This window comes from Chloroherpetonaceae bacterium (assembly GCA_025056565.1).
In the GTDB taxonomy this organism is placed as follows: domain Bacteria; phylum Bacteroidota; class Chlorobiia; order Chlorobiales; family Thermochlorobacteraceae; genus Thermochlorobacter.
The window spans coordinates 30,526-52,939 of the sequence record JANWWA010000018.1 but is presented as its reverse complement, the minus strand read 5'-3'; the positions used below and the strand labels follow the sequence as shown (position 1 = coordinate 52,939).

Genomic DNA, 22,414 nt, shown 5'->3' with positions numbered 1-22,414 from the left:
GGTCGCTTTTTCGTTTTTTCAAGAAAATTTGTTTTCGGTTTTCCGTTTCGGTTTTCTGATTCGGTTTTCCGTTTCGGTTTTCTGATTCGGTTTTCCGTTTCGGTTTTCCGTTTCGGTTTTCTGATTCGGTTTTCTGATTCGGTTTTCCGTTTCGGTCGGGTTTTCCTGACTCTGCTGGCGCCGCTATCGCTATCTTCCGTTTGCCACAGCCTTTTGCTCACCCTCTCCCCCAGCGCAGCATCGCTTGCTGCCGCCCCTGCCGTCTCCCGCGCAAACCACGCCTCTATCGCCTCATACCGCGCCTGCAACGCCTGCGCCGACGCTCCCCGATGCTCTTTCGCTTGCTGCGGCGAGCCGCCAAATACTCTATGCGCAAACCTGTTGAACGCGCTCTCGCTCTCAAAACCCAGTCGCTTCCCCAAGGCTCGAAGTTTGAGTTCAGGCTCGAGTTCCACGACCTGCAAAAACGTTTTTGCCCGCGCCCAGTCCATCAACGCTTTGGGCGTTTGCCCGAAACAATCTTGGCAGAGTTGCCAGAGTTTGCGCTCGCTGAGTTGGAGCGCGTGGCAGAGCGAACTGAGTCGGAAGCGGTACTCAGGGGCGTGTGTGAGCGCTTTTGTCAGCAGTTGTCGGCAAGCCGCAGCATCGGTCGGGGCAGATGGGCGTTTCATCGGGTCAAGGTCATTTGCGCGTCTTCGTTTCGGGCAATGCTTTCGGGAAAAGTTGCGTTGGAAGTTAAGGCAGCGCGTTTTAAGTTGCAAGCGCACATCCAAGCCGGGTGTTAAGCGCTGAAATGTCGCGTTGGCAAATTAAATTTTCGTCTAACGCGCTTCAACAATCGTCTGACTGCGACGAACAATCCAGACGCATTGGATTATTCTGACCCTGAGAGGAGTGAGGGGGAGAATCCACCTCACTCCTCTCCTTCTGTCTTAACGCTCGTCAAGGCTTGCGCTTGGAGAGCCACCTCACTCCTAACCCCCTCTCCTTAGCAAGGAGAGGGGAAAGATTCCGCCACAGTCGGAATCGGGGGTGAGGTTAGATGCCTCGCTGCGCTTGGAATGAGAGTTCGTTTTTGCGCAACTGCTGAGATGACGCTGCCATTTATCCTGCGCAGGATGTCAATACAGCCTAATGTTACTGTAACGCAAAATCACTTCTGAAACGATGACGCGCATTCTTCAAGCTTTGCTTTATCGTCCCGTTGCGCTGAGCATGGCTGGAGCGTTGGTATTGGGACTATCTATATTTTTCGGAATCAAATTGCCTATTTCCACGTCGCCGGAAGCGGAATTTCCGCGCATCTCTATCCGCGCGACTTGGCGCAATGCGTCGCCCGAGCAAATGGTAGCGCAAGTGACGGCGAAAATCGAGGAAGTCGCCGCAGCGATTCGAGGGGTAAAAAAAGTCACGTCGCGCACGCGCGAAGGACTGTCGCTCGTTTATCTGGAATTTGAAAAAGACGCTGATGCGAATTTAATAAAAGTGGAATTGATGGAACGTCTGGAAGAGCTTTGGCAGGCTCTCCCAGCAGGCGTTTCGCGCCCGACACTAGAAAAATATGTGCCGAAGGAGTTTCGGGATTTGCAGGGCTTTCTGGTCTATCAATTTTTCCCTAAGTCCGACATTGAAATTTCACCTGCACTTATTAAAGAGCAACTAGAAAAATACCTTGTGCCGCTGCTAAACGGGTTAGAAGGGATTGGCGAGATTGTGATTTACGGTGCAGAAACTGAGCGACTTATCATTGAGCTAGATGAGACGGCTATGCGCGCTTTGGGCGTTAGCATAGAGGACATTCAAGCTACCCTCAGCCAAGTGAGCTTGCGCAAAAGTTTTGGAAAAGTGATTCATAATCAGCGATATGTTTCATTGCGCGCCGAAACGTCCATCCGCTCGCTGACCGAACTTGAACAAATTGTCATCAAGCCCGCTGTTTTGGGCGGCACAAGCACTCCGATGCGATTTATTAAGCTGCGCGATGTCGCCAAAGTGCGCATTGAAATGCCCGAACAAATGCGCTACTTCCGCATTAATGCTAAAGACGCTGTTACAATGGCTATCAGTCGGGAAGCAAATTCTAACAGTCTCAAACTTGCTGACGCTGTCGAAGCAACGATTCAAAACGTGATTGCGCACGATTTAAGCGCACTGACATATGTCAAAGCGATTGACCGCACTGAGCCTTTGCGGCGCGAACTTGATAACCTCGTCAAAGATTTAGCAATCGCGCTTATTGCGGTTCTTCTCGTCTTATTTTTCTTCCTGAGAAACGCTCGCCTGACGCTCATTGTCATTCTAAACATCGCTTTTGCACTGTCGGCAAGCGTGCTGGCGCTCTCTGCGCTGGGCTACAGCCTGAACCTGATTACGATTGCAGGAATGATATTGGTCTTTGGCATTCTAACTGACAATGCGGTCGTCGTGATGGACAACATTGAGCGACGGCTCTGGATGAATAAAGCGAAAGATGAGCTGATTGCCGCAGCAACTGCCGAGGTCTTCCTCCCCGTGCTTGCCTCTACTCTGACCACTATTGGTGCGCTTTTGCCCATTCTTTTCTTGCCTGACGAAATCCGCCTCTATTTCATTGAATTTGTCGTCTCAATTTCCGTCTCACTGTTGGCGTCTTTGGTCATTTCTTTCACGCTGATTCCTTCGCTCGTATTTCATTTAGGCGCGAAAAATGTTAAAATTAAAACGTCTTCTAAAGTTGAAACGTGGTTGTCGGATGTCTATCGAGCGACGCTGAACTACGTTTTGGACAGGCCAAAGCGATTTATTATGCTTGCCATTCTCTTAATAGGCATTCCGATTTATCTTTTGCCTGACAAATTAGGCGATGAAAAAACGCCTGAACGAACCGTTCTGGAAAACATCTATAACGCCACGCTCGGCAGCGAGTATTTTCTTCTGGCAAAACCGTATTTGAACTACATATTAGGCGGCAGTTCATATCTCTTTTACAAATATGTTCCCCGTTCTGAATTCTTTGGCTATGTTGGCGACACCTATCTCGGCATTAGCATTAATGCGCCGCAAGGCACCAGCCCTGAACGCCTCAATGAAATTGCATCTCGATTTGAAAAGCCGCTTTTGGAGTATCAGCAAGGCATAGAAAAATTTGTAACTGAGATCAATGGAGAAGATGCAGAGATTACTGTATATTTTTCCAAAGATGCTCCCATCGGTTTGCCATACATTGTGAAAGCACATCTTACGGCAATTGGTGCAAGGGTTGGCGGTGCATCGATTGCCGTTTATGGCTACGGCCCTGGCTTCTTTTCAGGCAGCAGCGAATTTAGTTCGTTTCGCCTGAAAGCCTTAGGCTACAATTACGAAAAATTGAAAACGCTATGCGAAAAACTGAAAGAGGAGTTGGAAAAAAATCCAAGAGTGGATAATTGCAGAATTGACAAAGCATTTGGCTACCTCGAGAGCGGAAGCGAAATTGTGCTAAACCTTAGGCGCAATGCATTAAGAAACTACGACATATCGTTGCCAAATGTGCTGAGCACAATCCAGCGGAAAGCTAGTGGCACAATGTCGCTGATGCAGCTCGTAGTGGATAGTCGTGAATATCAAGCAGAAATTAAATTCAGAGAAGCTGCACAGTATTCTACAAGCGATTTATCATTTGATACCTATCATGAGAAACTTGCATCGGTTCGGCTCTCTGACTTAGTTCGCATTGAGCAGCAGAAAATTCTTTCCGAAATTTTGCGTGAAAATCAGCAATATCAGCGGTGGATTACGCTCAACTACAAAGGTCGTTATGATTTCGGGCAGCGCTACATAGAAAATGTCCTTTCTCGATTTCCACTACCTCCAGGATACAGCATTGACGCAAAGCAAGCAGACTTTTTTTCTTTCTCTGCGCAAAATATAGGTGACTTTATCTCTGCTGCGCTGCTTTCTCTTTTGATTGTCTTCATTGTAACTGCTGCGCTCTATGAATCGTTCTCGAAACCTTTTTTAATTATCTTAGCCGTGCCGATGGCCCTTGCAGGTGTATTTCTCAGTTTCTACTTCTTTGATGCCAATTTCGGCAGAGGCGGTTATGCTTCTCTCTTGCTGCTCAGCGGCATTGTTGTAAATAACTCTATCATACTGGTGGACAGAATGATGGCAAAAACCCAAAGCCAAAAGACAAGTAGCATAAAAACTGCAGCCATAGAAGCCTCTCTGGAGCGTGTCCGTCCAATTTTAATGACCAGCTTGCTTACAGTTGCATCGCTTTTGCCAATGCTCATTCGTGCTGAGAAAAGCAGTATCTGGTATGGACTTACAGTTGGCACGATTGGCGGAATGATTTCTTCCACAATTTTGGTTTTACTTATTTTGCCTGCAATCTTCTTAATTAGCGAGAGACGCCATAAACTTCATTAAAATGAAGCACCGTGCTGCAGTCAAATACCGCTCGCTGGCTCGAGTAATGTCTAAGCAAGGAATTTGCTCTCGGAAGGAAGCTGCGCGCTGGATTGCCGCAAAAAAAGTAAAAGTAAATGGTATCGTAGCAGACTCTCCTGAAATGCTTGTGCCGCTCAATGCAAAAATTGAGCTAATTGGGATTGAGATGCCACCCAAACAAACTTTGCGCTATGTTGTCATGAACAAACGTAGAGGCGTTGTAACCACCTGCGCTGATGAATTAGGTCGTGCAACTGTGTATGACGACTTGCAAGCATTTTTAATAGCTAATGCAATTCCTGAGCGTCTCTTTGCAGTCGGTCGGCTAGATATGGATACAGCCGGACTTCTACTTTTCACAAACGACAATGACCTTGCAAATTTTCTTACTTTTCCTGAAAACAATATACCTAAAACATATCTTGCTACGCTTAATAAACCACTGACCATTGACGCATTAAAAAAGTTAGAAAGCGGTGTAGAAATCAAGGTGCGTGGTCAGCACTACTTTGCAACACCGCGCCAAATTTGCCCGCGCAGTTCTTACGAAGTTGAGCTTACGCTTACTGAAGGCAAAAATCGAGAAGTGCGACGTCTCTTCCAAGCAATGGGTTATAGGGTTGAGACGCTTCTTCGGATTGGCTTTGCAGCGCTCCGTTTGGACATTTCAGCCCGCCCTCCTCTCCTAAATGGCCGGCCTTTAGAGTTTGGCACTTGCACGGAATGCTCACGCGAGGAGGTGCTTGGAAATTTCACGAAATTTTAACTTGCTTTGCCCTAAAAAACGCAGTAAATTCATCAGGAACTGTCTTGCAGTTTTACATCACTCTTAATCGCAAGCTAATTTATGCTTAAACTTATCAATGTCACGAAATCATATGCTGACAAGGTTGCCGTAAAAAATCTTTCATTCGAACTGCAGCGAGGCGAAATTTTTGGACTCTTAGGGCCGAATGGCGCCGGCAAAACCTCTACGATTCGAATGATTTGCGGCATTACTTACCCTGACAAAGGCACTGTGGAGTTTCTCGGCCGACCAATGTGCGCTGAACTGCAGAACAAAATTGGCTACCTTCCTGAAGAGCGTGGGTTATACAGAAAAATGACTGTAAGCGAAACCCTCCTCTATTTTGCTGAGCTTAAGGGTTTATCACGTTCTGCTGCTAAAGCTCACGTGGAACACTGGGCAACTCGCTTCGACATTCACGCTTGGCTCAAAAAAAAGGTCGAAGAACTCTCTAAAGGAATGCAGCAAAAAGTGCAGTTTATCTCGGTTGTCTTGCACGAGCCAGAGTTACTAATTCTTGATGAACCCTTCTCTGGCTTAGACCCCATCAACTCCGAGTTAATCATGGATGTGATTATGGAACTTAAGAAAGCTGGCAAAACAATTCTTTTTTCCACGCACCGAATGGAACAAGTCGAAAAAATCTGTGATTCCATTGTTCTTATCAACAACGGTGAAAAAGTGCTGGGCGGCAGTGTTCGCGAGATTAAACGCGCCTACGGAAAAAATCATTTGCATTTAGATTTTGAGGGCAGCGATCATTTCATTGATGCATTGGTTGCGCAAGGTAAAGTTGAAGTTTCTGACCGCTCACCTAAGTCAGTGGAACTTAAGTTACTGAACGGGACAACGCCAAAGGATATCCTGACTCAGATTAGAAGCGATACAGACATCACGCGCTTTGAATTAGCTGAGCCTTCGCTTAAAGAAATCTTTATCTCTTGTGTCGGAGAAACCGGCGCAGCGCGGTTAGCCTATACCCCACCCGCCTAAAGAGAACTTTTTCTGTCTTAGGCAGACTGTGTTGCCCTAACCTTTCTGATGCAGATTAGGGCAAACCTTATTGCGCACTGCCGCTACTTAAAACAGCCCGACGATATTGCCATGCTCATCAATATCGATTATCTCCGCTGCAGGCACTTCAGGCAGACCGGGCATCCGCACAATTTCCCCCGTAATCGGTATTAGGAATCCTGCTCCAGCTGCGATTTCAATTTCACGCACGGTGAGCGTAAAGCCACTTGGACGCCCAATCAGCGCAGGGTTATCCGATAGCGACTTTTGTGTTTTTGCCATGCAAATCGGCAGCTTGTCCAGCCCCAACGCTTCAATCGTCTTCAAATCGGCTTGTGCTTGCGCTTGATAGACTACCTTTTCTGCTCCATAGATCTTGGTCGCAATAGTCTCAATCTTTTTTTCCACTCCCCACGACCAGTCGTAGAGCGGCACAAAACCGTGACTTTGCTCTACCGCTTCCAAGACATACTCAGCTAGCTCCAAGGCACCTGCCCCACCCCTTGCCCAGACTTCTGAAATGGCGGCTTTCACGCCCAGCGACGCACAATGCTTAACGACTAAATCCAACTCTTCCTGCGTATCTGTGTAGAACTTATTGACCGCTACAACAGGCTGTAAGCCAAAAAGGCGTGCATTTTCAAGGTGCTTGTCCAAATTTGCCAGCCCCATACTCAGTGCAGCAAGATTAGGGTGCTTGAGCGTGTCGAGCGGCGCGCCGCCATGATACTTGAGCGCTCGCACAGTGGCTACAATCACAACAGCCTTTGGAGAGAAGTTACCATACTGACATTTGATATTGAGAAACTTTTCGCCTCCCAAATCAAACCCAAATCCTGCTTCTGTTACGGCGTAATCGGCCAGCGATAGTCCCATGCGCGTGGCTATAATTGTATTCGTGCCCTGCGCAATGTTGGCAAATGGTCCAGCGTGAATAATCGCCGGATTGCCCTCGAGCGTCTGCACCAAGTTGGGCTTGATAGCGTCTTTCATCAAGGCTGCCATTGCACCATGCACCTTAAGGTCGCGCGCAAAGACTGGCTTTTTATCGCGCGTGTAGCCTATGAAGATGTTCCCCAGCCGCTCTTTTAGCTCAAAAAGGTCGTTAGACATACAAAGAATCGCCATTACCTCGGAGGCAGCCGTAATATCAAACCCTGTCTCGCGTGGAATACCGTAGCCTTTTCCGCCTAAGCCAACGATAATTTTGCGTAACGCTCGGTCGTTCATATCCATGACGCGTTTCCAGCGCACCGAGCGCGGCTCAATGCCCAGATTATTCTTGCGATTTTGGATATTGTTGTCAATGACCGCTGCCAGCAGATTGTGCGCCTTCTCAATCGCAGGGAAATCACCCGTGAAGTGCAAGTTAATTTCATCCATCGGTACGACCTGCGAATACCCTCCTCCCGTCGCGCCACCTTTGATGCCGAAAACAGGCCCTAAGGATGGCTCACGCAAGACAGCTACTGCCTTTTTGTTCAACCGATTCAAGGCTTCAGTAAGACCAATTGTCGTGGTGGTTTTGCCCTCACCTGCTGGCGTTGGTGTAATCGCCGAGACAAGAATCAAAGTGCCACGCTTCGCCTTTTCCATATCAATGAGCGAGAGGGGAAGTTTGGCCTTGTATTTGCCGTATAGCTCTAAGTGCTCGCCTCCGACACCTAATTTTTCTGCTACTTCTACAATTGGCTTCAGCTTTGCCTCGCGTGCGATTTCAAGGTCAGTTTTCGGGGTTGAAGAAGGCGCTGTAATTGACATAGTAATCGTTAGTTTGTTGGTTAAATAGATAATCGCTCTTTCAAAAAAGTGCTGCAAGATTAGCACAATGCATAATCTCTCACAAATGCACCAGACGCAGGTAGGGTAACAGACGCTGCACTTTAGCCCCCACAGAGAGAAAGTCTGCTCCACTGCGCTAGTGCCATCTCATTCAAGCAACTTGCCGCACAATGTGGAGCAAGACCGCCAGATTCTGCGGCAATAACGGCAAGAGTTTCAAGCGTTATGTATGGAGTTCAAAGTGCAGCCTTTTAGCTCTCCACAGATTTGCGTATCTTGCGGGCAATTTGCAAGTAAGTATGAGCAGTCTAACCATCATCATCTTTCTGCCCTTCCTACTTTCCATTCCGCTCTTCCTTTTTAGGCGAAATGCTATAACCGCGGTGCGCATTTACGCCAGCGGTGTGTCGCTTCTGACGCTAAGCGGCAGCTTGCACTTAGCTTTGCAATTTAATCCTGATGCAGGCTTTCAGTTTCAGCATATTGCTCTGGAGCAGTGGCTTGGCACTTCGGCTGATGTGAAGTATAGCGTTGCGCTTGACGGGCTGTCACTGTCGCTTTTTGTGCTGACCGCTATTATGTTCGCTATTGCCACACTACTGTCTTGGTCGATTGAGACATCGGTGCGCGAGTATTTTTTCTTTCTCTTAACGCTTGAAACCTGCATACTGGGTATTTTTTCAGCCATTGACCTATTCCTCTACTACATTTTCTGGGAAGCGATGCTTATCCCGATGTATTTTCTTATCGGAATGTGGGGCGGAAAGCGACGCGCAGAAGCCGCTACGAAATTTTTGCTCTATATGCTCACTGCCTCGTTGGTGATGTTGGTGGGCGTAATCTATCTCGGCTATCTTGGTAGAGACGTTAACGGCGGTATTTTTACGACGGACTACCAAAAACTCACTTCACTTTCACTCCCTATTGATGCCCAGCAGATTCTTTTCTGGATTTTCGGTCTGAGCTTCTTTGTTAAATCGCCTATTTTTCCGCTCCACACTTGGGCAGCCGATGTGTATGCGGAGTCACCATTGGGCACAGTGCTCACTGGTCTTTTGCTTAAAGTCGCCCCATATGCACTCATTCGCTTCAATGTGATGCTGTTTCCCGAAGCGGCAGCAGGCTATGCGCCCCTCATCGGCACACTGGCGGTGATTACTATCCTCTATGGCGCACTGGTTGCAGCGGCGCAGGCAGAAATGAAGCGTGTGCTAGCATTTTCATCGGTTAGCCACTTGGGTTTTATGTTACTTGGCATTTTTGCCTTTACAGAAGAATCGCTTCAGGGCGCACTCTTACAGATGCTTCACAGCAGTCTTTCTACAGGCCTACTCTTTCTCGTCGTCGATCGGCTCGAGGCACAGTTTGGCTGGAAAGAGATGCACCGATATGGTGGCTTAAAAGCCGCAACGCCCTTTGCGGCTTCAGCTTTCCTTTTTGCCATGCTTGCATCGGTTGCCCTGCCTGGGCTTTCTGGCTTCGTTGGTGAATTTTTGATTCTAACAGGTTCATTTAAATCGGCTGTGCTTGGCACAGGTCTCTATGCAGTACTCGCTGCGATTGGCGTGATTTTGGCAGTCGTCTATATGTTACCGATGACGCAAAAAATCTTTTTCGGCAAGCTCAGTGAGACTCTGCGCACGGCGCTTGACTTTAACTGGCGTGAGAAAGCCGTCGCTGCAGCAATGATTCTTTTGATGCTTTGGATTGGCTTAGCACCTAGCTCAATTTTACGCATCTCTGTGCCTGTCTCACGTGCCACGATTGAGCACATTAAGCAACCTCAGCAAGCCCAATCCTTGCAGCATTCTACCAAACCCTAACGGTGTTATGGCTCAGGATTTTCTTCTCTCTTTGCCTTTGCTGCTTGCAACACTCTGGATTGTTTTGCTTATCGTCGTCGAAGCATACATTCAGCGGCATCTGGTTACAAAGTGGCTCACCCTGCTTGGTTTTTTTGCCGTTGGCGCCGCTACGCTTTACTGCTTTCCCCATCAAGGCTTTGCCTTCAATGAAATGATTCGCTTTGGGGCTATCCAGCACTTTGTCAACCTTGTCTTTTTGCTGGCTGGCATACTGGTTACGCTTATCTCTGACCGCTATCTCGAGCAAGAAAATATCTGGTTCGGCGAGTATTACATCGTGATGTTTGTCTCCATTTTAGGCATGATGTTGATGGCCTCGGCTGCACACCTTTCTGTGCTTTTCATTGGTCTGGAGACGATGTCGATTGCGCTTTATGTTCTGGCTGGTCTAATGCGTCGCAACCTCCGTTCCAACGAAGCTGCAATGAAATACTTTCTCTTAGGTTCTTTCGCTTCTGGATTTTTCCTCTATGGCATTTCGCTCATCTACGGGGCAACGGGCGAAATGGCGCTGCATCGAATTGCTGATATGCTACAAGTGCGCCCTCCCTCTGTGCTTTTCTGGATTGGTCTTTCGCTATTGATGATTGGGCTTTTTTTCAAAATCTCCGCTGTGCCATTTCACCAATGGACGCCTGATGTCTATGAAGGCGCTCCCACGCCTGCCAGCGCTTTTATGTCCACTGGCGCAAAAGCTGCTGCCTTTGCCGCCCTGATTAGCGTGGCCAGCAGCTTTTCAGGACAGTTGCAAGGTAATCTCAATTGGTCTTCTGCTGTGTCTGTGATTGCGGTTGCCTCAATGGTCGTTGGCAACGTAGCAGCCTTAGCCCAAGATAACTTAAAACGAATGCTTGCTTACTCTTCAATTGCCCACGCAGGGTATATGCTTGTAGGTATTGCTGCAGGCGGCTCAGAGGGCTACAGCGCAGTTATGTACTACACACTGGTCTATACTCTGATGAACCTTGGCGCATTCGGTGTGATTGCGCTGCTGGAAGCAGAAGGCTTCGGTAATGCCTATCGCGACTGCGTTGGACTTTTCAAAAAATCTCCGCTGCTGGCTGGCACAATGGCTGTCTTTATGCTGAGCCTGACTGGTCTGCCCCCTTTTGCTGGTTTTGTGGGAAAGTATAAGGTCTTTGTGGCCGCCGTCAGTTCAGGCATTGCGTGGCTGGCGATGGTCGGCGTCTTAGCCAGTGCGATTTCGGCTTACTACTACTTGCGTGTTGTGGTCAGTATGTTTATGCAAGAAAGTGAGCCTATCAGTGACATTTCCTCTACTGCTCCTGCATTCACCCTAGCGCTGGTCGCTCTTGCTATTCTGCTCCTAGGCATCTTCCCCACCGAAGTTTTGAAACTGACTAGCAAAGCCATTGAACTTAGCTTTTTGCCCTGACGCATCTGCCTCTGCAAGCAAGGGCGGAATGACAGTTCTTCGCCGCGTCTGTCCTTTGAGAAAATGTAGCGCGCGTGTATATTTGCAGCTTGCAAGTGCCACTTTAGCTCAGTCGGTAGAGCAGCTGTTTCGTAAATAGCAGGTCGCGGGTTCGAGTCCCGCAGGTGGCTCAAAAAACGCTTGGAAGTCTCTCCAGCGCACTTTTTCCAACTCTAAATCTTCACTCATAGATGCAAGAAGGCGTTATTGCTCAAATCATCGGTCCCGTTATTGACGTTGATTTCCCAAACGGCGACCTTCCCGCAATTATGAATGCACTGATTGTCAAGCGTCCAGATGGCAGCAATCTGGTGCTTGAAGTGCAGCAGCATTTAGGCGAAGAGCGTGTGCGGACTATTGCAATGGACACTACTGATGGTCTCACACGCGGTATGAAAGTCATCAACACGGGTGGACCGATTGAAACTCCAGTTGGAGAGCCTGTCTTAGGTCGCCTTATCAACGTTGTGGGCGAACCGATTGATGGCAAACCGCCAATTAAAAGCGCTAAAAAGTATCCAATTCACCGCCACCCTCCAGCTTTTGAGGAGCTTTCTACCAAAGCTGAGATGCTGGAAACGGGCATTAAGGTGATTGACTTGCTTGAACCTTATACCAAAGGCGGCAAAACAGGACTCTTTGGTGGTGCAGGCGTTGGCAAAACGGTGATTATCCAAGAGCTAATCAACAACATCGCCAAGTTTCACAACGGCTATTCTGTCTTTGCTGGCGTTGGAGAGCGTACGCGCGAAGGCAATGACCTAATGCTTGAAATGGAAGAGTCAGGCGTTATTAAAAATGCAGCATTGGTATTCGGGCAAATGAATGAGCCACCCGGCGCTCGTGCGCGGGTTGCACTAACTGGCCTTGCAATTGCCGAATACTTCCGCGATGAAGAAGGGCGCGATGTGCTGCTCTTCATTGACAATATCTTCCGCTTTACTCAAGCAGGTTCGGAAGTCTCCGCACTCTTAGGACGAATGCCCAGTGCGGTGGGCTATCAACCGACGCTCGCAACGGAAATGGGCGCTCTGCAAGACCGTATCGTCTCGACAAAGAAAGGCTCTATTACATCGGTGCAAGCTATTTATGTGCCTGCTGACGACCTCACCGACCCTGCCCCTGCAACCACCTTTGCCCATCTTGATGCAACTACCGTGCTTTCTCGCCAAATCGCTGAAATGGGCATCTACCCCGCCGTCGATCCACTGGACTCGACCTCAAAGATTCTTGACCCTAACATCGTCGGTCAAGAACATTACGAAGTCGCACAAGGCGTCAAGCAAATTTTGCAGCGCTACAAAGACCTGCAAGACATTATCGCCATCTTGGGCATGGACGAGCTGTCTGACGAAGATAAAGTGATTGTGGCTCGTGCTCGCCGCATTCAGCAATTTCTCTCTCAGCCCTTCTTTGTGGCTAAGCCATTTACGGGTCTTGAGGGCAAATATGTCCGCATTGAAGACACCATTCGCGGCTTTAAAGAGATTCTGGAAGGTCGGCACGACCACCTACCTGAAGCTGCTTTCCGCTTAGTTGGCACGATTGAAGAAGCAGTCGAGAAAGCTAAAACCTTACCAAGCTACTAACAATGGCATTTCAGGTTGAAATCGTGACGCCTCTTCGCTCAGTTTTTGAGGGAGAAGTTGTTTCACTAACTCTGCCCGGCGTTGTAGGCAGCTTTCAAATTTTGCAAAATCACGCTCCGATCTTGGCTGCCTTGCAGGAAGGTGAGTTGCGCATAGAACTGCCCGACAAATCCAAGCAAACCTTCAAGATTTCAAGCGGCTTTGTGGAGATGAACAACAACCGTGCCATCGTGATTGCAGAAAACATTCAGAATACCTAACTCTTCTGCAACGCTTGAAGATTCTTAAACCAAAGCGACTACGGCAGGGCGATGTGATTGGCATTGTTGCACCTGCAAGCCCTGTTTACCCCGAAGATAAATTAGAGCGTGCCGCCACATATATTGAAAGCCTTGGCTACCGTGTCAAATTTGGCAAAGCCGTCCGCAAGGTGTATGGATACTTAGCCGGCACTGACCAAGAGCGGGCTCGGGATTTGAATGAGATGTTTGCCGACAAGCAAGTGTCGGCAATTTTTTGTTTACGCGGTGGCTATGGCTCGCCACGCCTCCTCTCACTGCTGGACTACTATACCATTGCTCGTAACCCTAAAATTTTTGTTGGCTTTTCTGACATTACAGCGCTCTCCTGCGCACTTTTTGCAAAGTGCGGTCTCATTTCATTCTCCGGCCCGATGCTTGCTTCGGATATGACGCACCCTGACGACTTTGCTCAAGAACACCTTTGGCGAATGCTTACTTCTGCTTCGGTTTATGGTGCTTTGCCCAATCATAGCTCTCACTGTCGGGTTGCACTCAAAGCTGGCGAACATCGTGGTCGGCTCATCAGTGCTAATCTCTCGCTCTTTACTACGCTGATTGGCACACCTTACTTGCCCAAAATGCAGCGCCGCATTCTCGTCATTGAAGATGTGGGCGAAGAGCCATACCGCATTGACCGAATGCTCTCGCAAGTTGAACATTCTCAAATTCTTTCCAGACTTGGCGGGTTGGTAATTGGGCAAATCACAGACTTTGAACCCGAAGATGACAAACCTACGCTTTCAATGGAAGAAGTGATTGCAGGGTATGTGAAGAAACTGCCTCGTCAAGCGCCTGCTTTTGCGAACCTTTCATTTGGGCATATCAAGCATAAGCTGACTTTGCCTTTCGGCGCCAAAGCAATGCTCCACGTCTCTAAGAAAAGTTGCAGCCTCGAGATTGTGGAAAAAGTTGTTGTGTAGCGCATTGCGCCGAACTCACCTCTGACTTCTTAGGCTTCAATGCTAAGCATTGGGGTGCATGCTCAGCATTGATAGCCGCTTTTTGCCGCTGTTATGCCTTGATGCGATAGCCGACCCCCTTGATTGTTTCAAGATTTTCTGCACCAAATGCACCTAAGCGCTGACGGATTTTGCAGATGTGCACATCGACCGTGCGTTCAGTTACATACACATTTTCTCCCCAGACACTGCGCAAGAGCATCTCACGAGAAAAAACTTTGCCTTTGTTAGATGCCAATACCCAGAGCAGCTCGAACTCTTTTCTTGGTAGGAAAACCTCCTTGCCACTTAGGCGCACCGTGTAAGTTGCGCGGTCGATTTCAAGTGCCCCAACTTTGATGTAACTTACCTCTGTGGTCGACGCTGGTGCAGTACAGCGCTTCAAGATATTACGCAGGCGCGCCAGCAGCACGCGAGGCGTTGCTGACTTATGCACGAAATCGTCAGCCCCCATTTCCAGGCTAATGACCTCATCTGATTCTTCTTGCTTGCTTGTAAAGACGATGATAGGCAGATGCCGCCACTCTGGAAATGCGCGTAGCTTACGACACAACTCTAATCCTGCTCCCTGACTGCGCATTAAGTCCACAATGACAGCAATCGGGCGCATAGCAACCTTCGCCATCGCCTCCGCCGCACTTTGCGCCCAAATAACGCTGTAGCCCTCTTTCTCGAACTGGGTGCGCAGTAGCGATACGTAACTTACTTCATCATCTGCAATCAGAATAGTTTTGTTGTTGGGATTTGCCATAATTAGGGTTTATTAGTTTGTAACACTTTGCTTCATTGACGCCGAGACGGTTTGATTAAGCCGCAAAGAACGGTAGGGACTAAGCTGCCTAGCAGCACTGCAACTATGTGTTACTTTCGCCGCCAGTTGGGCTTTGCTGACTGGAAAGCCCATCATACAAGGCTGGATTTAGGTTGCGCAAAGATAGCAAAAACCTAACACATCTGCAAAAATGCGTTAGAAATGTGCTATTCGGGATTGCGAAACACAGCATAAGAAGGCAGTAGAATTAGGAGCAGTTGGCGTAGAAGCAAGCTAAACCTAACAACTTAACTTTGATTTTTTCGTCATTAGTATCGTGGCACAAGAAAAGACTGAATAGACTTCAGTTGATTAAATAGGTCTTCGAAGCGCAAGTCACCACGATAGGTATAACCTCTGGGTATTTGCGGCAAGTCATTAGGTATTTGCCACTCCAGCATAACGGGCACGAAAGGCAACAGTTCTACTGAGAGATTCATTTGGGACGAGAGCGTAACAGGCTGAATGGCGTGGATTTCCTCTATGCATAGACGCACAAAATTTCGTGGCGAATCATCTGCAAAGCCGTAGTGCACTTCAAAAAACACCTGTGCAGGATTATCATAGACATTTACAAAGCGAATACTCTTAGTGGCTGCATCAACAGGCTGCGCTACCAGTTTCCGCCCTAAGCTATCAAGAATCAGGAGTCCGATGTCTGTATTTTTGTTGTAGTCTTCTTTTGTAAGCATTAGCTTCACTGTAAGCGCTACATCCTTTTCAGAAAGCAAAATTGGCAAGCGATAAATCTGCCCTGCGTAGAGCGTGTCAAAATGCGTTTTGACATAGCTACTAATGCGAGCACTGAGACTGCCTCGCACTGTTTCCGAGTTGGTATTCACTACCTTTGCACGTAAAAGCGCTGGTGTTACAACTGTTGGGTTTATTGAAACACGTTCAATTGCCACTTCAAACGTAAAGCACGAGGGCTGCCGAGCTCCTGACTCGGCTTGAAGCACAACCTCATAGATTCCTGCTTCTAATTCTCGTGTGAGGCTTACATTCGATTCCTGCTCGTCGTCTGCTGGCGCTGAAATTGGCATTGCTACAGCGCCTCGTGGTGTCACCAGCGCTCCCGACACCTCGCATGGTTGCTTACCTTGCCTTACAATCGAGACTGTCAAAGCCGATGCATCGCTGGGCACAGCGAAAAAATATCGGCGAATTTCTCCAGGCCTCAGCGTCTCTCGCTCCAGTGTTAGCCATCCTTGATGGTCGAAGAGATAAGGCACCACCATCGTATTATGCAGCTCGAACTCTACCTCAGGGAACTTGCTATTTTGGCTAGCCGTCGCTATCACCTTACCGTGATAGACGCCTGGCTTTTTTAGCTTGCTGCGGTCGTATAGCACTCTTATGCTTGCTCCTTCTTTGCCACGCAGAATCACGTTTCTCTGCACTGGTCTCAGCCAGCTTGCCGTTGAACGCAAAGACACAACTCGGAAAAATCGCTCTTGCTCATGTAGCGGTACCTTTGGTGGAAAGATTGGCGTAACTTGAAACACTTCGGCCTCAGGAATCACAGTGCTGCGATGATAGGCTGCGGGTGTGCCGTAATCTGTGCCGTGCACGCTAGACGCTACTCGCACGCGATAGTCCACCAGCCGTGCACTGAATCCACTTTTGCGATATGCACGCAGCGCTTCCAGTGCTCTTGGCACATCTAAGAGACCTGCACCGTAGTCTAACTCACTGTATGCTAGCGATGCAGCGAGCGGTCGTGCTGAAGCGCGCAATGCTTGTTTCATCACGCGCTGCGAGTATAGCCCCGCTCGTACACCTTCTGGGTCTTCTTTGAGCAATGCACTGAGTAGCAGTGCAATTGCGCCTGCTACATGCGGTGCTGCCATACTTGTGCCGCTCATCAGTGGCATCTGTGAATGATTGGGCACAGTGGAATAAGCAGAACCAGGTGCAACTAAATCGGGCTTTGGGGTCTCAGCACCACGACTACTGAAATTCCAAATGCTATGTTCTTTTTGCTCAGAGTTGTATGCATCACGTGCAATGTCACGATTGAGCAGCGCACCAACTGAAATCACCCGTGAGGCAGCAGCTGGCAAGCCTGTTGAGGAAATTCCAGGTCCTTCATTGCCGTTTGAGACAACCACATACAGGTTCGGAGTTACCTCTAATAGCGAGTCCAGATAGCGTTCCATATCTGCATTTGCTTCTATCTCTGACGCCACGCCAAAGCTCATACTTACGACAACTGGTTTTGGCTGCGAGCCTGCCAAGGCAGCTGCATATTCATATGCACGCTTCATACTACCTGTGGTGGTCAACTGCCCAATTGCACCATCGCTAATTTTCAGGCTGACAAGTTCCGCACCCGGTGCAATGCCGTTGTAACCCGGTTGCGTAGGCGTCGCATAGATGTTGTAGCCTGCTGCAATCCCTGCAACATGCGAGCCGTGTGCTCCATCGTCAAAGTGAATCACAATAAGCCGCTTGTCCAGAAAGATGTTCAACGCACAGGTCATTACAGGTAGTTTTGTGGTATCTTTTTGCACAAACGTGAAAGTGTCGAAGCACTCTCTGTAGGTGCGTAGTGGCTTTTCGTCCGATAAGTTGCCATCAGCGTTTGCATCCACGAATGCTAATGCACCGTCCTTTGTTCTCATCGCCACGATACCAAACACCGTCTCTGATTTGCCATCACCATCTACATCGGGCACTTCACCATTTTGAAGGCGTGCCTCCTTGAAGACACCAACGAAGTATGTACAGTCAATTGGCTGCGGCAGTGCGTCGATACCTAACAGTGTAACTTTGTTCACCGTATCTTGCAGGCATACTCGACCGCGAAGTGTATCTAATTTTCCAACTGTCAGCGGCACATTTCCGCTCCCACTGAAATCCTGCACATCAATTACTTTGGGTGTGCCCAGTGAGGTGCGCTTCAAGCCTTCAATGCCCATATCGACGCCCGTGTCAAGAATCACAATGATTACGCCGCGTCCATCTGCTTCTGGATACTTTTCAAGAAAAGCATCAATGCCGCAGGTTACTTTGGAAATAAAGCTAAGCTTATCACGCTTGATAGGTGGCAGGACATCTTGTGCCCAGAGCGGCACTGTAGAAACGAGCAGCAGTGTTAGTAGAGAAACAATCAGGCGAATCATTGTCTTGTCCGCACAGGCTTTGAAAAAAGAAAAAGGCGTAGCTGATACGCCTTCTTCAAACTTTGTGTTCAGTTGCTTGACTACAATCTTTCAGCGTCACTTCACTTCTCTATGTAAAGTGCGGCGCTTGAGGTAAGGATTATATTTCATCAGCTCCAAGCGCTCGGGGTCGTTGCGCTTATTTTTCTCTGTGGTGTAGCGTGATGGCGTTTTACCCTCTTTGCGCGCCTCTGTGCACTCCAGCGTAATCACCACGCGATTGCCTTTCTTTGCTGCCATATTGCGTTTGGTGTTAAGACTTTTTGAGAAAGATTAGCAAATATAGGCGTTTTAGCTATTCTTGCCAAGTGCGCAGGACAAAGTGTGCCCAAAGCAATTGCACCTGCACTTTTGAGAAAGAAACTCTTCAATGCCGGCTGCTCTCACTTAGATTACGCTTGCAACAGTACAGGCGCCTGTTGCACCCCATCCTAAAAAGCGCTATGTTTGCAGTTCAAAATGGAAGTAAGGTAGTGCAGTATGAAGTATACACTTCGCTTATTTTCCGCTCTTGCTGCCGGCGTAATTGTGATTACGGCACTGGCGGTGTTTGCGATTCAGCGTGCGGACTTTTCGCGTCAGGAAATTCCTATTATTGCTAAAGTTCCCCCTTTCCGTCTTGAAGACCAGTATGGCAACACTGTTACAGAGGCTGATTTGCTTGGGAAAATCACAATTTTGGACTTCATTTTCACTCGCTGTCCAGGTGCTTGTCCAGTAATGACTAAGCAGATGGCTGAACTCTATCGGCTATACGCTTCGTCGCAGCGTGTGCAGTTTTTCTCCATCACGGTTGACCCCGACTATGATACGCCTTTGGTGCTCCGCCAATACGCCGAAGCAAATGGGGTTTATGATACACGCTGGCGTTTTCTCCGTGCTTCTATTGACAGTGTGATTACGCTCTCTGAGAAAGGCTTCATGCTGCCCGCAGAAAATTTACCAGCTGGGCATAGCACCAAGTTCGTGCTGATTGACCCTGAGGGTCGCATTCGTGGCTATTTTAGCCACAACGACAACGCCAGCATTGCCGTTCTCAAAACTCAAATTCGCGAGCTTGCTAAGCCTTTTTTAGCAGAGGAAGCTGCAGCACGAAAGCAAGCAGTTCAGCAGTAACACTTAATCAGAGGAGGAGTTTAAAATGCCCACTTTGGACTTGAAGCAGGCAAACGAAAAGACACTCTCGCTTATCGTTTATGCCCTTTCGCTTGTGGTTGTTAGCCTTGTAGCGTTTTTGCTCTTCTTCCCGCAAGTGTTAGCAATCGGTGGCGGTATCAATGTCTCAATGCTGCCAAAGTTTCATGCTTTCATCAACGGCACTTGCGCTGTGTTTTTGGTGCTTGGTTTTGTCGCTATCCGCAATAAGCGTATCGCCCTGCATCGTATCTTGATGATTAGCACATTTGTCCTATCCAGTATCTTTCTCATCTCATATGTGATTTACCACTCTCAAGCGCCACCGACGAAGTTTGGCGGTGAAGGCATAATTCGCTACTTCTACTACTTTGTGCTTATTACGCACATCGTCTTAGCTGCTGTCATCTTACCGCTAGCGCTTTTTACGATTGCTCGCTCGTGGCGTGGTGAGTTCGATAGACACCGCAAGATTGCGCGCTGGACGCTTCCTCTTTGGCTATATGTAGCCATCACGGGCGTGCTGGTCTATGTGCTCATTTCACCATACTATGCTTTCTCGTCCTGATGCCTTACATGCCGCTTCCCAGTGCCATCTATGCTACGCTGAACGGTCGAAGCGGCGCTGTACTTTTGGAGACCGCTCGCTTCGACTCACAAAACTTTCGCACCTTTCTTTTTCTCGACCCGATTCAAATTCTTGCCGCATACCAAATCGACGACGTCATTCCGCTTTTGGCGCATCTTGAGCGCTGGCTTGAAAGAGGTTTTTATCTGGCCGGCTATCTTGCATATGAAGCTGGTTTTGCATTTGAGCCTCGTCTCAGGGCATACCGAGCGAACCTGCCTTATCCCCTGATTTGGCTCGGCGTCTATCATCAACCAATTGTATTTAATCATCGCACAGGGACAATCGAGTTACATCGGCATCGCCTTGCACCAGCTGAATCGCCCGGCGCTTTTAGCGTGCAGCACCTGCATTTTGACCTCTCTGAAGCGGAGTATTGTGAGAAACTTGCACGTATTCAAGCCTACATTCGAGCTGGCGACGTTTATCAAATTAACTTCACTGCGCCCTTTCGTTTCCAGTTTCAAGGCTCGCCGCTTGCCTTTTATCGCTCTCTTTCTCGAGCACAGCGCGTCCCATTTGCCGCATTTATCCAAACTGAAACTGTTACCATTCTATCGCTTTCTCCTGAACTCTTTTTTCGGCGCCAAGGCGCCCATATTGTCTCTAAGCCGATGAAAGGCACAATTCGGCGGGGCTTGAGCAACGATGAAGACGCTCAACTCATCTCAGCGCTGAGAAGTGATGAAAAAAATCGCGCCGAAAATTTGATGATTACTGACCTTATTCGCAATGATTTAGGACGCCTTGCAAAACTGGGCAGTGTGTCAGTGCCCTCGCTGTTTGAAGTCGAGCGATACGATACGCTCTTTCAGATGACCTCGACCGTGCAAGCTGAGCTGAAAGACCAAGTTACTTACCTTGAACTTTTTTGCGCACTCTTCCCGTGCGGTTCAATCACAGGTGCTCCTAAAATTCGGGCAATGGAAATTATTTGCAAGTTAGAGCCCTCACCTCGTGGCGTATACACGGGCGCAGTTGGATTCATTTCACCTGAGAAAGAGGCTGTCTTCAGCGTTGCGATTCGCACCGCTGTTCTAACTGGTAACTCGGGCACGCTTGGCGTCGGCAGTGGTATTGTCTGGGACTCTCGCTCGTCTGAGGAATATGAAGAGTGCAAACTGAAGGCACAGTTTTTTGCATCACCTTTGCCTTCATTTGAGCTTCTGGAAACGCTTCTATGGCACAATGGCTATCCTTTTTTGGACGCCCATCTTGCCCGCCTTAAAGGCTCTGCCTACTATTTTGACTTTAATTTTGACGAAGCAGCTATCCGTGCTAAACTGAGCAAGCTTGCAAACTCTTTTTTACCCACGCAGCGCTACAAGGTGCGATTGCGGCTCAATCGTGACGGCTGCATTTCATTGGATTATCAGGTTCTTGCTGAGCCTTCTTCTCAAATGCTTAAAGTTGCTCTTGCAAAAGAGCGGACATCTTCGCGCGACAGGTTTTTTCGCCATAAAACCACACATCGTCCTCTCTACGACCGCTTGTTTCAGCTTGCGTTGCAGCATCGCTTTGCAGATGTGCTTTTCTTCAACGAGCGTGATGAACTCACTGAGGGTGCCATCAGCAATGTGTTTGTTCAGAAAGGTGCCTTGCTTCTGACCCCTCCCCTTTCTTGCGGGGTCTTGAACGGTATCTATCGCCAGCATATTTTAGCCACCGTGCCCAATGCTAGAGAAGCCATCTTGTCGCTTAGCGACCTCCATACTGCTGATGCGATTTTTATCTGCAATGCAGTTCACGGTCTGCGTCGTGTGCAGTTAGAAGAGATTTATTTATGATTCAAAGGCAACATTTTTTAGCTTTGTGCGTATAAAGCGCTTTCCTGCATACAAAATCTCGGATATGGCACAGCGTCCAAACATTGTTGCACCATCAATTCTTTCTGCTGATTTTACCTGCCTACGTGAGCAGCTCTCAGCGATTGAGCAAGGCGGCGCAGATTGGGTTCACTGTGATGTGATGGACGGACGATTTGTGCCCAACATTACCTTCGGCCCTTTCATCGTGGAGGCTGTGCGGCGCAGCACTTCTCTGCCGATTGATACGCACCTGATGATTGTGGAGCCTGAGAAATATATCAAGGATTTTATTGAGGCGGGCTCCTCGCACATCACGGTTCACCAAGAAGCCTGCGTGCATCTTCATCGCACTGTCGAGCTGATTCACTCACTTGGTGCAAAGGCAGGTGTCTCACTTAACCCTTCTACGCCTGTTAGCACACTGGAAGAGATTTTGCCGATGTTGGACCTTGTACTGATTATGTCTGTCAATCCGGGCTTTGGTGGTCAAAAGTTCATTCCTTCTTCGCTTGAGAAGGTTCGAAAACTACATTACTTGCGTGAAACTCTTAACCCTTGTCTCATCATCGCAATCGATGGCGGCATCTTACCAGAGAATGCCGCTGCAGTTCGTGCTGCTGGAGCTGATGCTTTAATTGCAGGCTCCGCTGTATTTCGTGCCCCTAACATTGCTGAGGCTATCTTGAAACTAAGAGCCTGTGATTAAATTCTGTTTGCTTCAATGAA

At 48.4% G+C, this 22,414-nt stretch carries 17 protein-coding genes and 1 tRNA gene; 13 read left to right on the top strand and 5 right to left on the bottom strand.

Translation table 11 applies throughout. The features are described from left to right. The coding region (locus tag NZM05_11830) for a helix-turn-helix domain-containing protein (protein MCS7014302.1) at positions 1-671 on the bottom strand (671 nt) is incomplete at its 3' end. A gap of 496 nt (positions 672-1,167) precedes the next feature. On the opposite strand from NZM05_11830, the gene NZM05_11825 reads away from it, so the two are divergent. From NZM05_11825 to NZM05_11815, 3 genes are all read left to right on the top strand, one after another. Next, positions 1,168-4,389 carry an efflux RND transporter permease subunit gene (locus NZM05_11825; GenBank protein ID MCS7014301.1) on the top strand — a complete coding sequence of 1,074 codons (3,222 nt, stop codon included), beginning with the start codon at positions 1,168-1,170 and terminating at the stop codon, positions 4,387-4,389. 1 nt (position 4,390) lies between these two features. Further along, a complete protein-coding gene (locus NZM05_11820; GenBank protein ID MCS7014300.1) occupies positions 4,391-5,176 on the top strand; it encodes a pseudouridine synthase in 786 nt (261 codons plus the stop codon). Between the two features lie 81 nt (positions 5,177-5,257). Beyond that, on the top strand, positions 5,258-6,190 hold the full coding sequence (locus tag NZM05_11815) for an ATP-binding cassette domain-containing protein (GenBank protein ID MCS7014299.1): 933 nt from the start codon (positions 5,258-5,260) through the stop codon (positions 6,188-6,190). An 87-nt stretch (positions 6,191-6,277) separates the two neighbouring features. Here the strand turns inward: NZM05_11815 and NZM05_11810 are convergent, their stop codons facing one another. Then, positions 6,278-7,972: a formate--tetrahydrofolate ligase gene (locus NZM05_11810; GenBank protein MCS7014298.1), complete on the bottom strand. Its 1,695-nt coding sequence runs from the start codon at positions 7,970-7,972 to the stop codon at positions 6,278-6,280. Positions 7,973-8,292: 320 nt separating this feature from the next. On the opposite strand from NZM05_11810, the gene NZM05_11805 reads away from it, so the two are divergent. From NZM05_11805 to NZM05_11780, 6 genes are all read left to right on the top strand, one after another. Continuing rightward, a complete protein-coding gene (locus tag NZM05_11805) occupies positions 8,293-9,816 on the top strand; it encodes an NADH-quinone oxidoreductase subunit M (protein MCS7014297.1) in 1,524 nt (507 codons plus the stop codon). 7 nt (positions 9,817-9,823) lie between these two features. Further along, positions 9,824-11,254: an NADH-quinone oxidoreductase subunit N gene (locus NZM05_11800; protein ID MCS7014296.1), complete on the top strand. Its 1,431-nt coding sequence runs from the start codon at positions 9,824-9,826 to the stop codon at positions 11,252-11,254. A gap of 97 nt (positions 11,255-11,351) precedes the next feature. Further along, positions 11,352-11,424 (top strand) — tRNA-Thr (locus NZM05_11795). A 60-nt stretch (positions 11,425-11,484) separates the two neighbouring features. Further along, entirely contained in the window at positions 11,485-12,882 is a 1,398-nt protein-coding gene (atpD, locus tag NZM05_11790) for a F0F1 ATP synthase subunit beta (protein ID MCS7014295.1), read from the top strand. Between the two features lie 2 nt (positions 12,883-12,884). Further along, the gene (atpC, locus tag NZM05_11785; GenBank protein MCS7014294.1) at positions 12,885-13,142 is read left to right on the top strand and encodes an ATP synthase F1 subunit epsilon; all 258 of its coding nucleotides are present in this window, start codon (positions 12,885-12,887) and stop codon (positions 13,140-13,142) included. 14 nt (positions 13,143-13,156) lie between these two features. Continuing rightward, complete coding sequence (locus tag NZM05_11780; GenBank protein MCS7014293.1) at positions 13,157-14,104, top strand: LD-carboxypeptidase; 948 nt, start codon at positions 13,157-13,159, stop codon at positions 14,102-14,104. A 91-nt stretch (positions 14,105-14,195) separates the two neighbouring features. Here NZM05_11780 and NZM05_11775 read toward each other — a convergent pair whose 3' ends face one another. The 3 genes from NZM05_11775 to rpmG form a co-directional block, all read right to left on the bottom strand. Next, a complete protein-coding gene (locus NZM05_11775) occupies positions 14,196-14,894 on the bottom strand; it encodes a response regulator transcription factor (GenBank protein ID MCS7014292.1) in 699 nt (232 codons plus the stop codon). A 329-nt stretch (positions 14,895-15,223) separates the two neighbouring features. Beyond that, positions 15,224-18,079: a S8 family serine peptidase gene (locus NZM05_11770; protein ID MCS7014291.1), complete on the bottom strand. Its 2,856-nt coding sequence runs from the start codon at positions 18,077-18,079 to the stop codon at positions 15,224-15,226. Between the two features lie 96 nt (positions 18,080-18,175). After that, complete coding sequence (gene rpmG, locus NZM05_11765; protein ID MCS7014290.1) at positions 18,176-18,358, bottom strand: 50S ribosomal protein L33; 183 nt, start codon at positions 18,356-18,358, stop codon at positions 18,176-18,178. A gap of 240 nt (positions 18,359-18,598) precedes the next feature. Between rpmG and NZM05_11760 the strand changes: the two genes are divergently transcribed. The 4 genes from NZM05_11760 (at position 18,599) to rpe (ending at position 22,394) form a co-directional block, all read left to right on the top strand. Then, the gene (locus NZM05_11760) at positions 18,599-19,234 is read left to right on the top strand and encodes an SCO family protein (GenBank protein MCS7014289.1); all 636 of its coding nucleotides are present in this window, start codon (positions 18,599-18,601) and stop codon (positions 19,232-19,234) included. A 25-nt stretch (positions 19,235-19,259) separates the two neighbouring features. Then, positions 19,260-19,820 carry a DUF420 domain-containing protein gene (locus NZM05_11755; GenBank protein ID MCS7014288.1) on the top strand — a complete coding sequence of 187 codons (561 nt, stop codon included), beginning with the start codon at positions 19,260-19,262 and terminating at the stop codon, positions 19,818-19,820. Then, positions 19,820-21,667, top strand: a complete 1,848-nt coding sequence (pabB, locus tag NZM05_11750; GenBank protein MCS7014287.1) for an aminodeoxychorismate synthase component I — start codon at positions 19,820-19,822, stop codon at positions 21,665-21,667. The genes NZM05_11755 and pabB overlap by 1 nt, the downstream gene beginning before the upstream one ends. 64 nt (positions 21,668-21,731) lie before the next feature. Beyond that, a complete protein-coding gene (gene rpe, locus NZM05_11745; GenBank protein MCS7014286.1) occupies positions 21,732-22,394 on the top strand; it encodes a ribulose-phosphate 3-epimerase in 663 nt (220 codons plus the stop codon). Positions 22,395-22,414: the final 20 nt, after the last annotated feature.